The organism is Emcibacteraceae bacterium, assembly GCA_041396985.1.
GTDB lineage: Bacteria > Pseudomonadota > Alphaproteobacteria > Sphingomonadales > Emcibacteraceae > Pseudemcibacter.
The window spans coordinates 31,742-46,374 of the sequence record JAWKXO010000003.1 but is presented as its reverse complement, the minus strand read 5'-3'; the positions used below and the strand labels follow the sequence as shown (position 1 = coordinate 46,374).

Genomic DNA, 14,633 nt, shown 5'->3' with positions numbered 1-14,633 from the left:
TCACCCATAATCTTATGACAATAAAATATACCTTAAGACGGCTTTAAAATAAATATGGGCCGGACATTAATATGTCCGGCCCATAATTTAATAATCTATAAATGCCTGTAATTATTCACCCGGATGATATTGACGTTCAGCATGTGCATCAACATCTTCACGGTAATAATAAACATCACGAAACTCGCCTGTGCCATACATCTCACCCTGATCAAAGAAGTGTGGTGAGTTCGGATCACTGCTTAAACCACCAGCCATCAGAGCTTTGGCCTTAACTTTATCACCAAACTCGATTGAGGCAATAAAGCTGTTACCGCTGGTCACATACCAGTTTTTCGTGCCTGGATACTGACGGGTGCCAACGGAAGCCAGTGCTCCCCAACGGCCAGAAGCCAGTTTCACAGGATAACTTGGTTTACTATCGTCAAATGTCTGCTCAATACTGCCGTCATTACGTTGGAAGCGATTCATATCACCCCATTTGACTTTCCATGACCCGAAATCAGCAACCATTTTGTCCATTGCCGCTTTTAAAGCCGCCAGATATTTATCTCCGCTAACTTGCTTTTCAGCATATTCATAAACATCAAACGGGTCGAGATCACGACCGCGTGGAACATATTCAAAAAGTTCATTGCCAAAATGATGGGCAAGTGATGTTTCAATGGAATCCATGCTGGAACGCTTGTCCCAGGCCACCAGCATATCAACAGCTTCTTTTAGGCTTGGATCCGGTGCGGCATCATAGGCTGCTTTAAGTACCGGTACAAAACGCTGGAATGATGGAAGTAGTCCGTCGTATCCGGCTTCAATTAAGCTGTCGATTGTAAAGTCATTAATTTTTGGATAAAGCCCTACAGCATGCTCACCGCGGGGATTTTCAAAATTCACTGACATATAGCTTGGATAATCCGCCTTTTTCGGGCTGGAACCCGGTCCAGCAGCGCTAAAGGGCCAGTTGTTAGAGTTATATAACCAACCAGATTCCGGATTAAGCAGGTGAATTGATTCCTCAACCGTATGAAGGCCTTTCCAGTCAGTGTCCGGATTGCTACCGTCCACAGGGTGATTAAAATCATATTTTGTATTTCGGATTGGCAGGAAGTTACCGTGGAAATAGGCAATGTTCCCGTCTTTATCAGCATAGACAGTATTGTTTGAAGAGTTGGATTTAAGCCTCATCATCTCAAAAAATTCCTGATAACTATGCGTTTTCGTTCTTGTATATGACTGGTTAAGGGCTGTCAGTGGAATATTCATTAATTGAACACTGATCCATTTATCCCCTTCAGAGCGGATAATGGGTCCATGATGCGTGTGATAAACAGTAAAATCACGGGATTCCTTACCGGTATCTGTTTTATATTCGATAGTCTCTGTGGAAACAGTCACAGGACGTTCCTCGTCACCATATTTATAATAGAGTTTCCCGTCCTTTTCGATGATAGTTTCCGCATATTCATCAATCACGTCAGCACGGCTTGATGTGTGCATCCAGCCGTTATATTCGCTGAAACCCTGATAAATAAAGAACTGTCCCCAGGTAAGGGCCCCGTAGGCATCCAGTCCTTCATCACTGACCATATGGGCCTCTTCGCGGAAATAATGGGTAGTATGCGGGTTGATATAAAGCATGGCATGACCATCCTTTGTTTTCTTCGGAGCGATTGCCATGCCGTTGGAGCCCCGTGGTTCCAGATCAAGATCGCGTGGTGCTTCCGCCATTTTCATAGTGCCACCATAAAAATTTTGCAGATCATTTATGGAAATACTTTCTATGTCACCACCAATACTGCCTTCAGAGAAGGAAAGGGCCATCCAAGGTTCAAACCGCTTAATTACCTTTGCTTTGGTTTCAGGATGAGTATGAAGATAATAATTAAGTCCGTCTGCATAAGCATCCATAAGTTTCTTTAGCCAGTCTGGTGCTTCAGCATACATTTTTTTCAGATCATCCTGCTGGATGAAAAGGCGCATTCTCAAATCACGGAAGATCTGGTCTTCGCCTTCTGATTGGGCAAGAAGGCCCATAGCATTCATGTAATTCACTTCTATACGGTTAAAATCATCTTCCGCCTGAGCATACATTACGCCAAAAACAGCATCAGCGTCCGTTTTACCGTAAATATGCGGTACACCCCAATCATCACGAATGATGGTAATATTTTTTGCCTGGGCTTCCCAACGGGCAACTTCATCTGACATTTGACCAGATTGGGTGCCCGCATTGCTTGCCTGTTCATTCTGACCGCCATCCTGAGAAGAGCAGGCTGCCACAGTCAGTAGCATTAAAATGAGTATTTTCTTCATTGAATTTCCGTCCCTAAGATAATTTTGCTAGTACGGCCAAAACAATAGCTATACATTGGACTTCTGTAAAGCCTTGATCCAATTAAAAAGGCCCGTATTGGTGAATACGGGCCTTTTAATTTAATAAGATTTATTGGAAATATTAGAAGCGAACCCTCGCACCACCATAAAAGGCCCGAGGTAATCCGACAAAATATCTTGGTGTGCCAAAGGACACATCACCGCGCTCAGCATATCTGACATTGGTCAAATTCATCACACGAAGAAATACATCTACATTTTCCATGGCTTCAGCTTCGACCCTAAGATTGAAATAGTTATGACCCGGATAAATAAATGTGGCTTCAGGATCCATAGAATATTTACCCATCCAGATCCATTCCAATCCTGCTTTAACCTTATTGGCCGGCACCCAGTTTAACTGAATGCTGCCAAAATTACGGGGAGCCGTATCAATATCAAGCCCGTTCCAGTTCACTGTTCCCGGCATATAATCAAAATCATACTGGTGTTTGGCGAGGCTGCCGCTGGCTCTTAACGTGACATCGATTGGGAACCTGTATTCCACCATACCTTCAACACCAATATGCTTGGATTTACCATTATCAACATTAATGCGATTATCCTGAAAAATAACATTGTCTTTTTTCATGGCAAAAAATGAGACGTCGTAGGTTAAAGCTTCAATTTTACCTCTGATACCTGCCTCAACACTGTCAAGTTTGACACTATCAATATCTGCAACCAGCTGATTAAGTTGAAGCCTGTAAAGTTCTGAAGTCTGCGGCGCACGGAAACCACGACTTAATCTGGCATAAAAATTATTATTTTCATCCAGTTTATAAAGAAACCCAGCTTCAAATGAAGTGTTTGTAAAACTGTCTGAACGGTCCGCTGGACGCGTGTATCGACACCCTTCAGGATGCGGGCATGGATTGCCGTTTTCATCCACCTGTCCCGAAACCATACGGTTATCATAATCATATTTGACATATTCGGTCCTGATGCCTGCAATCACTGAAAGCTGCTCGGTAACATCAACATCACCCCGGACAAAGCCGGCAATCAGCTTCGTATTGACTTCATAGTCATAGTTTTTACCAACTGGCAGCCTTGTAACCAGGAACGGTTCAACAGGCGGGTTTTCCTGTACCTGCAAAAGTTCCCCCTTGGCTATTTCACCATCAAATCCGGCAATAATTTCAAGGTCTGAGCCTTCGTTAAAATAAAAGGCGTTTTGGAAGCCAGCGCTTTTCTGCTTATTATTTTCAACTGGTTGACCGGGCAGGAAATGCATCAGAAATTCCATGTCCATAGTTCTTAAATACGGGGAAATCTGCCAACGTACATTATTCGCTATATCTTTCGAAATGGTTGACCAGTAACGGAAAGATTTACCCTTTCTGTATGCTTCAGGATTGGCATTTGTTCTTGCAAGAACTGGGTCTTTGTAACTGTCTAGCCCGTCAAGATATCCTGATGTATCCTGGTCAAGGTTGGTTGCCAGAAAATTCGATGAAATTTTCCAGTCCCCGTTATCATATTCGTGTCTGATTTGGCCTTTTTGCTGGTTATATCCGCTATTCTCAATATAACCGCCGTCATGCATGACACTCGCCGTAACCCTAAGTCCTGAATTGCCATCCCTGAATGCACCGGACGCATTGAATTTCAGATACCCCCAGGAACCTGCTTCCATACTGGCGGTTGAACTGGCATCCCCGACCGGTTTGGATATGACGTTTATTATGCCGTGCATGGCATTTGAACCATAAAGAACTGACCCTGGCCCACGCACCACTTCAACACTTCCTGCCTGCTCCACAAAGCTTTCAAACAGCTCATTTACGTTACAGAATCCGGCAGCTCTTAATGGGATACCATCCTGTGCCGTTAAGAAAGCACCACAGGCCCCTGCACCTGTAAAAATTGGTGATCGAAGAGAAATAAGTGATTCCTGCCCACTGTTACGTGAAATATTTACCCCAGCTACGCCCTGAAACACTTCATTAATATGTGTTGGACTTATAAATTCAATTTCAGAACCTGATACGGCCGTATCATTTCCGATTACGTCCGTTGCCAGTCTTTCACTTCTTGTTGTGGTAACAGTCAACGTTTCCGTTTCACTGTTATCCTGCGCCAGACTCATTGTCGGTAAAATTGCTGGAATTAAGGAAGATATTCCCAATCCCAGTAAAGACAGTTTTTTAAATTTCATTTTGCTATTACTTTCCAATTGCCATCAATTGACATATTTTATTCTTTTGTTCTAGAAAATACCCTCTCTGCATTTTCAGTTCTTCCCTGATATATTTTTATGATTTTTTGTACTTTTCGCTTTTTTGCGAACGATATTATTTATCAAATGTTATAATGTATCTATCATCACTTTTCTTTATATGCCATAAAAATTTAAAAATGGATGTTTCAGATATAAATTAACCTGATATTTCTTTCGCATGTTTGAATTTAAAACTCAACAAAACTCTAAATTCTGAATTGGTTTATATAATTACTGTCTGAAACCAAGATGAAAAATTCGGACATTGTTTGGTTTCATCCAGAAATTCAGGTCCATAAGAAATAGTCATTTTCATGCAAACCTTCATGGTTCATTTAGAGTGTACAAACCAACAAATCTTTCCTATAAATGTAAGGCTATGTTGAATTAAGAAATGTCCGAATGCAAAATATAATTATAGGGACACAGCATATTATTAAAAAGGGAGAGAATAATGAAATTTAATTTTAAAAATTCTGTATTGGCAATCGGGATGATGGCTTTTGGGCTGGTCAGTACCGGTGCCCGCGCAGAAGCACCGGATACGTCAAACGGTGAGTGGCCATTTTACACCGGGGACATTAAAGGGTCCCGCTATTCGCCACTGGATCAGATTGATGCCGATAATTTTGAAGATCTGGAGCTTGCCTGGTCATTTTCAACGCAAAATCTTGGAACACGCAGTGAATATAAACTGGAAGTCACGCCGATTATGATCGACGGCGTACTTTATGCCACTGCCGGTACCCGCCGTACGGCAATCGCCCTTGACGGTAAAACCGGGGAACTGATGTGGCTCCACAGCATGCGTGAAGGCCTTCGTGGCGGCATGGCCCCCCGTCAGCTGTCCGGTCGTGGTCTGTCCTACTGGTCAGATGGTAAAGGCGATGACCGTATTTTCTATGTGACAACCGGCTACCGCTTAGTTGCTTTGAATGCTCATACCGGTGTTCCGATCAATTCCTTCGGCACAGACGGTAATGGTATTCTTGATCTTAAGATCGGTGCCGTTCAGGGCAATGAAGTTCAGATCGACCTGGTCACCGGGGAAATCGGTCTTCATGCGACCCCGACTGTTGTTGGGGACATGATCATTATCGGCTCTGCCATGAAAGAAGGCATGACCATTGACAACTATAACAACACCAAAGGTCTGGTTCGTGCGTTTGACGTTCGGACAGGCAAGAAAATCTGGCAGTTTGACCCGATCCCCCGTCCCGGACAGTTCGGTAATGACACCTGGCTGGACAATTCATGGGAGCGAAACGGCAACGCTGGCGTCTGGACCCAGATCACTGTGGATGAGAAAAACAAGCTTGTCTTTCTCTCCGTCGAAAGCCCGTCATCCGACTTTTACGGCGGTCACCGTCCGGGTAACAACCTGTTCGGCGAAAGTATTGTTGCTGTTGATCTTGAAACAGGTAAATATAAATGGCATTTCCAGGTGGTCCATCATGCGATCTGGGACCATGACCTGTCATCAGCGCCACTCGTGATGGATGTGAAGATTGACGGCAAGGATCGTCAAATACTTGCTCTTCCTACCAAACAGGCTTTCATGTATGTATTTGACCGCCTGACCGGCGAGCCGATCTGGCCAATTCCAGAAGTGCCTGTCCCACAAGGCAACGTACCGGGCGAATGGTATTCCCCAACCCAGCCACGTCCTTCTGATAAACTCCTCTACGGTAATCCGGAACTTGATTATCCGGATGACCTGATCGATTTTACACCGGAAATGCGTGAAATCGCGATTAAAAACCTAGAACGCTGGGTCTGGAAAGATGGTACACTTTACAATCCCCCAATTCTCGGCGATGTAAATGGTATGCTTGGTGCCATTAACCTTGGTAATGCGGGGGGCGGTACAAACTGGCCGGGTGGAGCGTTTGATCCTGAAACAGGGATTGTTTATGCCTCTGCAACAACTGGCGCTATTGGAGGAATTTCACTTGCTCCTCCACCGGAAGGTTATTCGAACGTGCGTTACATGGCCGGTCGTAAGGGTGAGCCATTCCGCATGAGAAATGCTGCCGGTACTGGTCAGAACCCTGATGCACCGAAAGAGGTGAACTATCCGGTTTATGATGGTCCCCCTGTTGTCGTGCCTTCACTGAATGTAAAAGGCCTGTCTATTCTGAAACCGCCATATGGTGTTATTGCAGCAATTGATATGAAAAAAGGTGAAGTTCTATGGCGGGTTGCGCATGGAGAAACACTGGATAATGTCCGCAACCATCCTGATCTGCAGGGTATGGATATCCCCCGTACTGGTCAGCCAGGAAGTGTTGGCGTGGTGGTCACAAAAACACTGGTCATTCTTGGTGATCCGACAGTAACCAATCCGGAAGGTCGCGAGCGTGGCGCAATGCTACGTGCTTATGATAAAATGACCGGTGAAAATGTCGGATCAATCTGGATGCCTGCCGGTCAATCCGGTTCGCCAATGACCTATATGATTGATGGCAAGCAGTATATCTGTGTCTCTGTCAGTGGTGGTGCATATCCTGGTGAATTCAGGGTCTATGCGTTACCCGAAGATTAATTTTATATTCAGGGAGCTTCCCTTGAAGCTCCCTGAACTTTCTTAATACCAACCCCATCCTTTAAGGGTATTTAAATACCTTATTCGATTTACTCATTACGTTTTTTCTCACAATAGAGTTTGATTCTTTTTTTCAGAATCACGTATCAATTGTCCTATATTTCTCTCTCAAAATGCAGGATTTCAAACCTAGACTCGTCTTAAATATGATAAAACAAACAAAAACACATGAAACTTATGACAAAACTTATAATATCTTGACTTTTTGTAATATTATAACAATTATGTCTTCAAATTAAATGTATGGGAGAGAATAATGAAATTTAATTTTAAAAATTCTGTTCTGGCAGTTGGGATGATGGCCTTTGGGTTGATCAGTACCGGTGCCCGCGCAGAAGCACCGGATACGTCAAACGGTGAGTGGCCATTTTACACCGGGGACATCAAAGGGTCCCGCTATTCGCCACTGGATCAGATTGATGCCGATAACTTTGAAGATCTGGAACTGGCATGGTCATTTTCAACGCAAAATCTTGGAACACGCAGTGAATATAAGCTGGAAGTAACACCAATTATGATCGATGGCGTGCTTTATGCCACAGCCGGTACCCGCCGTACGGCGATCGCCCTTGACGGTAAAACAGGGGAACTGATGTGGCTCCACAGCATGCGTGAAGGCCTTCGTGGCGGTATGGCCCCCCGTCAGCTGTCCGGTCGTGGTCTGTCCTACTGGTCAGACGGTAAAGGCGATGACCGTATTTTCTATGTAACAACCGGCTATCGTTTGGTTGCTTTGAATGCCCATACCGGTGTTCCGATCAATTCCTTCGGCACAGACGGTAATGGTATTCTTGATCTTAAAATTGGTGCCGTTCAGGGTAATGAGGTACAAATTGATCTGGTTACCGGCGAAATCGGTCTTCATGCGACCCCGACTGTTGTTGGTGACATGATCATTATCGGCTCTGCCATGAAAGAAGGCATGACCATTGACAACTATAACAACACCAAAGGTCTGGTTCGTGCCTTTGACGTTCGTACGGGCAAGAAAATCTGGCAGTTTGACCCGATCCCCCGTCCTGGACAGTTCGGTAATGACACCTGGCTGGACAATTCATGGGAGCGAAACGGCAACGCCGGCGTCTGGACCCAGATTACGGTCGATGAGGAAAATGGTCTGGTGTTCCTTGCTGTTGAAAGCCCATCATCTGACTTTTACGGTGGTCACCGTCCGGGCAATAACCTTTTCGGCGAAAGCCTTGTGGCGGTTGATCTGAAAACCGGTAAATATAAATGGCATTTCCAGACTGTTCATCATGCGATCTGGGACCATGACCTGTCATCGGCTCCACTTATCATGGACGTGAAGATTGATGGCAAGGACCGCAAGATCATCGCCCTGCCGACCAAGCAGTCATACATTTATGCTTTTGATCGCCTGACCGGTGAGCCGATCTGGCCGATCCCGGAAGTTGAAGTGCCACAAGGCAACGTGCCGGGTGAATGGTATTCACCAACTCAGCCTAAACCATCTGAAGATCTGATGTATGGTCGGGCACATCTGACATTACCTGATGATCTGATTGATTTTACGCCTGAAATGCGTGCTGCAGCCGTTGAGAAAGCCAAACGCTGGGACTGGAGCAATGGCGGTTTATATAACCCACCACTTCTTGGTGATGTTAACGGTATACTTGGTGCGATCAATATTGGTGCAACAACCGGCGGTACAAACTGGCCGGGTGCGTCATTCGATCCTGAAACAGGCATTGTCTATGCACCTGCTGCAACAGCAATTCTAAACGATATGTCTCTTGCTCCTCCGCCGGAAGGCTATTCAAACGTGCGTTATATGGCCGGACGTAAGGGTGAGCCATTCCGCATGAGAAATGCTGCCGGTACTGGTCAGAACCCTGACGCACCGAAAGAAGTGAACTATCCGGTTTATGATGGTCCTCCTGTTGTCGTGCCTTCGCTGACTATTGAAGGTCTTTCAATCCTGAAACCCCCATATGGTATCCTTTCAGCGATTGACATGAACCAGGGCAAGGTCCTCTGGACAGTTCCTCACGGTGAAACACCGGACAATGTCCGCAATCATCCGAAACTGCAGGGTATGGATATTCCTCGCACCGGTCAACGTGCCAACGTTGGTGTGGTCGTGACCAAAACACTGGTGATTGTTGGTGATCAGCTGGTTACCAATCCGGAAGGACGTGAGCGCGGCGCCATGCTTCGTGCTTATGATAAAATGACCGGTGAAAATGTCGGTTCAATCTGGATGCCTGCCGGACAATCCGGTTCACCAATGACCTACATGATTGATGGCAAGCAGTATATCTGTGTCGCTGTCAGTGGTGGTGCATATCCTGGTGAATTCAGGGTATACACACTGCCTGACGATTAAAAAACATTGTCGAATGGGGCCATAATTTTGGCCCCATTCGGCTTTATTAATTCAGCTTGGATTAATATTCGGTATTTATAATCGAACGTTAGACTTGCGAAGTTCATTTAATACATCTGAAAAAAACATACCGTTGGTTTTAGATGGGAATTTAAAAAGGTAAACGAGATTAACATGAAATTAAAACACAAAGTATCAATAATTGCCGCTGCAACAGTTATGGGGCTCTCTTTTGGAAATATTTCAAAAGCACAGGGCGTAACAGTTTGGGACGGTGTATATACCAAAGCTCAGGCGGAAAGAGGACAGAAACTCTATCAGGACCATTGCTCAGCTTGTCATGGTACACAGATGCAGGGTATTGAAGAAGCGCCAACTTTAAAGCAGGGTGCTTTTGTTTATAACTGGGACAGTTTAGGTGTTGATGTATTGTTTCAAAGAATACGTGATACAATGCCACTTGATGATCCAAAGGGTGTTTCCCGTAAAATGAAAGCAGACATTCTTGCCTATATTATGTCTCAAAATAATTTCCCCGCAGGAACAAAAGAACTTCCTTATCAGAACGCTCAATTGAAGCGCATTGAATGGCACGCCTTAAAGCCTGAAGAATAAAATTTATACGAATTAGAATCTTGCAGAGAAGACTCAAAGATCATATGATCTTTGAGTCTTTTTTTATAATAATGAATTAATAAATCTGGAGAAACTTATAATGGTTAACATTACAAAAACTGCAGTGGCACTTATGCTACTTGCTGCAAGTTTGGTAAGTTCCGGTGCGCAGGGAAAAGCACCGGATACATCAAACGGTGAATGGCCTTATTACACCGGGGACATCAAAGGGTCCCGCTATTCGCCGCTGGATCAGATCAATGCTGATAATTTCGATGATCTCGAACTGGCATGGTCATTTTCAACGCAAAATCTTGGAACACGCAGTGAATACAAACTTGAAGTCACGCCGATTATGATCGACGGCGTACTTTATGCCACTGCCGGCACCCGCCGTACGGCGATCGCCCTTGACGGTAAAACAGGGGAACTGATGTGGCTTCACAGCATGCGTGAAGGCTTGCGCGCTGGTCTTGCTCCACGACAGCTTTCCGGTCGTGGTCTGTCCTACTGGTCAGATGGTAAAGGCGATGACCGTATCTTCTATGTGACAACCGGTTATAAACTGGTCTCCCTAAATGCCCATACCGGTGTTCCGATCAATTCCTTCGGCACAGACGGTAATGGTATTCTTGATCTTAAGATCGGTGCCGTACAGGGCAATGAAGTTCAGATCGACCTGGTTACCGGCGAAATCGGCCTTCATGCAACGCCGACCGTTGTTGGTGACATGATCATTATCGGCTCTGCCATGAAAGAAGGCATGACCATTGATAACTATAACAACACCAAAGGTCTGGTTCGTGCGTTTGACGTTCGTACAGGCAAGAAAATCTGGCAGTTTGACCCGATCCCCCGTCCTGGACAGTTCGGTAACGATACCTGGCTTGATAATTCATGGGAGCGGAACGGCAACGCCGGTGTCTGGACCCAGATCACTGTGGATGAGGAAAATGGCCTGGTGTTCCTGGCTGTTGAAAGTCCGTCATCTGACTTTTACGGTGGTCACCGTCCGGGTAACAACCTGTTCGGCGAAAGCCTTGTGGCGGTTGATCTGAAAACCGGCAAATATAAATGGCATTTCCAGGTGGTTCACCATCCGATCTGGGACCATGACCTGTCATCAGCGCCACTGATTATGGACGTGAAGATTGATGGCAAGGACCGCAAAATCATCGCCCTGCCGACCAAGCAGTCATACATTTATGCTTTTGACCGCCTGACTGGTGAGCCGATCTGGCCGATCCCTGAAAAAGAGGTACCTGTTGGAAATGTACCGGGTGAATGGTATTCCCCAACCCAGCCTGAGCCGCCAATGGCATTAATGTATGGTCGTGGAAAACTTAATCTGCCTGATGACCTGATTGATTTTACCCCTGAACTTCGCCAGGCTGCCCTCGATAAGATGGATCGCTGGGACTGGAGCAATGGCGGACGCTATAACCCACCACTGCTAGGTGATGTTAATGGTGTTCTTGGTGCGATCAATATTGGTGCAACAACCGGCGGTACAAACTGGCCGGGTGCGTCATTCGATCCTGAAACAGGGATTGTCTATGCTCCTGCTTCTCAGGCCTTTATTGATAATATTTCACTGGCACCGCCACCAAAAGGCTATTCAAACGTTGATTATATCGCCGGTCGTAAAGGTCAGCCTTTCCGTATGGCTTATGCTGCAGGGACAGGGCAAAATCCTGATGCCCCGAAAGTGGAGAGTGAATATGAAGATCCAAATGCGGCACCTGTGGAAATACCTTCTTTAAATGTGGAAGGTCTTACAATCCTGAAACCGCCATATGGTGTATTGTCGGCCATTGATATGAACCAGGGCAAAGTCCTCTGGAAAGTGGCACATGGTGAAACACCGGACAATGTCCGCAATCATCCGAAACTGCAGGGAATGGATATTCCACGCACAGGCCAGCCTGCCAACGTTGGTGTGGTCGTGACCAAAACACTGGTGATTGTTGGTGATCAGCGGATAACAAACCCAGGTGGTCGTGAGCGTGGCGCTATGCTTCGTGCTTATGATAAAATGACCGGGGAAGAAGTTGGTGCAATCTGGATGCCGGCCGGACAATCCGGATCACCTATGACCTATATGATTGATGGCAAGCAGTATATCTGTGTCTCTATCAGTGGTGGTGCTTATTCTGGTGAATTCAGGGTATATGCACTTCCTGATGATTAATCTGTTAATCATAGAGCGTTTTTAAATCTTGTATAAAAGCCCCCTTAATCATAGGATTAAGGGGGCTTTTTCCATATAAAAAAGGGGAGGGAGAAATGACATATTTCAAAAACACAATAGCAACCATTTTCATTTTAATAACAGTGATTATTGCACAAACTGCAAATGCAAAATCACCTGATACATCAAACGGTGAGTGGCCTTATTACACCGGGGACATCAAAGGGTCCCGCTATTCGCCTCTGGATCAGATTAAAGCTGATAATTTCGACGATCTGGAATTGGTCTGGTCATTTTCCACCAAAAATCTTGGCAGTCGTCCAGAATATAAACTCGAAGTCACGCCGTTAATGGTTGATGGTGTGCTTTATGCCACTGCCGGTACCCGCCGTACAGCGATTGCCCTTGACGGTAAAACAGGGGAACTGATGTGGCTACACAGCATGCGTGAAGGCTTGCGCGCAGGCCTTGCCCCCCGTCAGCTTTCCGGTCGCGGTCTGTCCTACTGGTCAGACGGTAAAGGCGATGACCGCATTTATTACGTCACGACCGGCTATAAGCTTGTGGCCCTTAATGCCCACACGGGTATTCCCATTAAATCGTTTGGACCGGATGGTAGTGGAATTCTTGATCTGAAATTGGGTGTTGTCCAGGGTAATGAGGTACAAATTGATCTGGTCAGCGGCGAAATAGGCCTTCATGCAACCCCAACCATTGCCGGTGATTTAATCATAGTTGGTTCGGCCATGAAAGAAGGCATGACCATTGATAACTATAACAATACCAAAGGTCTGGTTCGTGCCTTTGACGTTCGTACAGGTAAGAAAGTCTGGCAGTTTGACCCGATCCCCCGCCCCGGACAGTTTGGTAATGACACCTGGCTAGACAATTCATGGGAAAGAAACGGCAATACAGGAGTCTGGACCCAGATCACTGTGGATGAAGAGAATGGTCTGGTATTTTTACCGATAGAATCACCATCTTCTGATTTTTATGGCGGACACCGTCCGGGCAATAACCTGTTCGGCGAAAGCCTTGTTGCGGTTGATCTGAAAACAGGTAAATATAAATGGCATTTCCAGGTGGTTCACCACCCGATCTGGGATCATGACCTGTCATCAGCGCCGCTCATTATGGACGTGAAAATTGACGGCAAGGACCGCAAGATCATCGCCCTGCCGACAAAACAATCCTTTATCTATGCCTTTGACCGCCTGACTGGTGAGCCGATTTGGCCGATCCCTGAAAAAGAGGTACCTGTTGGAAATGTACCGGGTGAATGGTATTCCCCAACCCAGCCTGAGCCGCCAATGGATTTAATGTATGGCCGTGGAAAACTTAACCTTCCTGATGATCTTATAGATTTTACACCGGAACTTCGTCAGGCGGCATTGGATAGGATGGATCGCTGGGACTGGAGCAATGGTGGACGCTATAACCCACCGCTACTTGGTGATGTTAATGGTGTACTTGGTGCCATCAATATCGGGGCGACCGGAGGGGGCTCCAGCTGGCCTGGTGCGTCATTTGATCCTGAAACGGGAATTGTCTATGCGCAAGCCCAGGCTGCATCACTTGACAATCTTTCTCTAGCTCCCCCACCAAAAGGATTTTCAAATGTGCGCTATATGGCCGGACGTAAAGGTGAGCCTTTCAGGATGAGATATGCATCAGGAACAGGGCAAAACCCGGATGCCCCAAAACTGGAAAGTGAATATGAAGATCCCGAAGCGCCGCTTGTGAAAATTCCAGGTCTGGATGTTGAAGGTCTTTCAATCCTGAAACCGCCATATGGTGTTCTGGCAGCAATTGATATGAAGGCCGGAAAAGTAAAATGGCAGGTTCCTCACGGTGAAACACCGGACAATGTCAGATTCCATCCCAAACTTCGGGATATGGATATACCGCGCACAGGCCAGAAAATTGAAATTGGCCTTGTCGTAACCAAAACACTCGTTATCCTTGCCGACCAGATTGTCACAAATCCGGGAGATCGTGAACGTGGTGCCATGCTAAGAGCCTATAACAAGGAAACTGGCGAAGAAGTAGGAGCGATCTGGATGCCTGCTGGACAAACAGGGTCGCCCATGACCTATATGATTGACGGCAAGCAGTATATCTGTGTTTCTGTCAGTGGCGGATCCTATCCGGGTGAATTCCGGGTCTATGCACTTCCTGATGACTAAAATTATATTTCTTAAATCTTGAACTGAAGCCTCTGTGACTTTATCGTCATTGAGGCTTCTATTATTTAATTTTCATAATAATTTATAACGAGAGA

The 14,633-nt window shown here is 45.8% G+C and carries 7 protein-coding genes; 5 read left to right on the top strand and 2 right to left on the bottom strand.

Annotated elements, in window-relative coordinates:
* Window positions 1–111: 111 nt before the first annotated feature.
* Both R3D86_08350 and R3D86_08345 read right to left on the bottom strand, forming a co-directional pair.
* A complete protein-coding gene (locus R3D86_08350) occupies window positions 112–2,310 on the bottom strand; it encodes a penicillin acylase family protein (protein MEZ5758217.1) in 2,199 nt (732 codons plus the stop codon).
* A 142-nt stretch (window positions 2,311–2,452) separates the two neighbouring features.
* Window positions 2,453–4,531 carry a TonB-dependent receptor gene (locus R3D86_08345; GenBank protein MEZ5758216.1) on the bottom strand — a complete coding sequence of 693 codons (2,079 nt, stop codon included), beginning with the start codon at window positions 4,529–4,531 and terminating at the stop codon, window positions 2,453–2,455.
* 517 nt (window positions 4,532–5,048) lie between these two features.
* Between R3D86_08345 and R3D86_08340 the strand changes: the two genes are divergently transcribed.
* The 5 genes from R3D86_08340 (at window position 5,049) to R3D86_08320 (ending at window position 14,538) form a co-directional block, all read left to right on the top strand.
* Entirely contained in the window at window positions 5,049–7,139 is a 2,091-nt protein-coding gene (locus R3D86_08340) for a PQQ-binding-like beta-propeller repeat protein (protein ID MEZ5758215.1), read from the top strand.
* 316 nt (window positions 7,140–7,455) lie between these two features.
* A complete protein-coding gene (locus R3D86_08335; protein ID MEZ5758214.1) occupies window positions 7,456–9,546 on the top strand; it encodes a PQQ-binding-like beta-propeller repeat protein in 2,091 nt (696 codons plus the stop codon).
* Between the two features lie 174 nt (window positions 9,547–9,720).
* Window positions 9,721–10,161 (top strand): c-type cytochrome, encoded by a 441-nt coding sequence (locus R3D86_08330; protein ID MEZ5758213.1) that lies wholly within the window; start codon window positions 9,721–9,723, stop codon window positions 10,159–10,161.
* 100 nt (window positions 10,162–10,261) lie between these two features.
* Entirely contained in the window at window positions 10,262–12,352 is a 2,091-nt protein-coding gene (locus R3D86_08325) for a PQQ-binding-like beta-propeller repeat protein (GenBank protein MEZ5758212.1), read from the top strand.
* A 95-nt stretch (window positions 12,353–12,447) separates the two neighbouring features.
* Window positions 12,448–14,538 (top strand): PQQ-binding-like beta-propeller repeat protein, encoded by a 2,091-nt coding sequence (locus tag R3D86_08320; GenBank protein ID MEZ5758211.1) that lies wholly within the window; start codon window positions 12,448–12,450, stop codon window positions 14,536–14,538.
* Window positions 14,539–14,633: the final 95 nt, after the last annotated feature.

Excerpts from the sequence above, each read along its gene's own strand:
- R3D86_08335 (MEZ5758214.1), top strand. The coding sequence starts at position 7,456 with ATGAAATTTAATTTTAAAAATTCTGTTCTGGCAGTTGGGATGATGGCC.
- R3D86_08320 (MEZ5758211.1), top strand. The coding sequence starts at position 12,448 with ATGACATATTTCAAAAACACAATAGCAACCATTTTCATTTTAATAACA.
- R3D86_08350 (MEZ5758217.1), bottom strand. The coding sequence starts at position 2,310 with ATGAAGAAAATACTCATTTTAATGCTACTGACTGTGGCAGCCTGCTCT.
- R3D86_08325 (MEZ5758212.1), top strand. The coding sequence starts at position 10,262 with ATGGTTAACATTACAAAAACTGCAGTGGCACTTATGCTACTTGCTGCA.
- R3D86_08340 (MEZ5758215.1), top strand. The coding sequence starts at position 5,049 with ATGAAATTTAATTTTAAAAATTCTGTATTGGCAATCGGGATGATGGCT.
- R3D86_08345 (MEZ5758216.1), bottom strand. The coding sequence starts at position 4,531 with ATGAAATTTAAAAAACTGTCTTTACTGGGATTGGGAATATCTTCCTTA.
- R3D86_08330 (MEZ5758213.1), top strand. The coding sequence starts at position 9,721 with ATGAAATTAAAACACAAAGTATCAATAATTGCCGCTGCAACAGTTATG.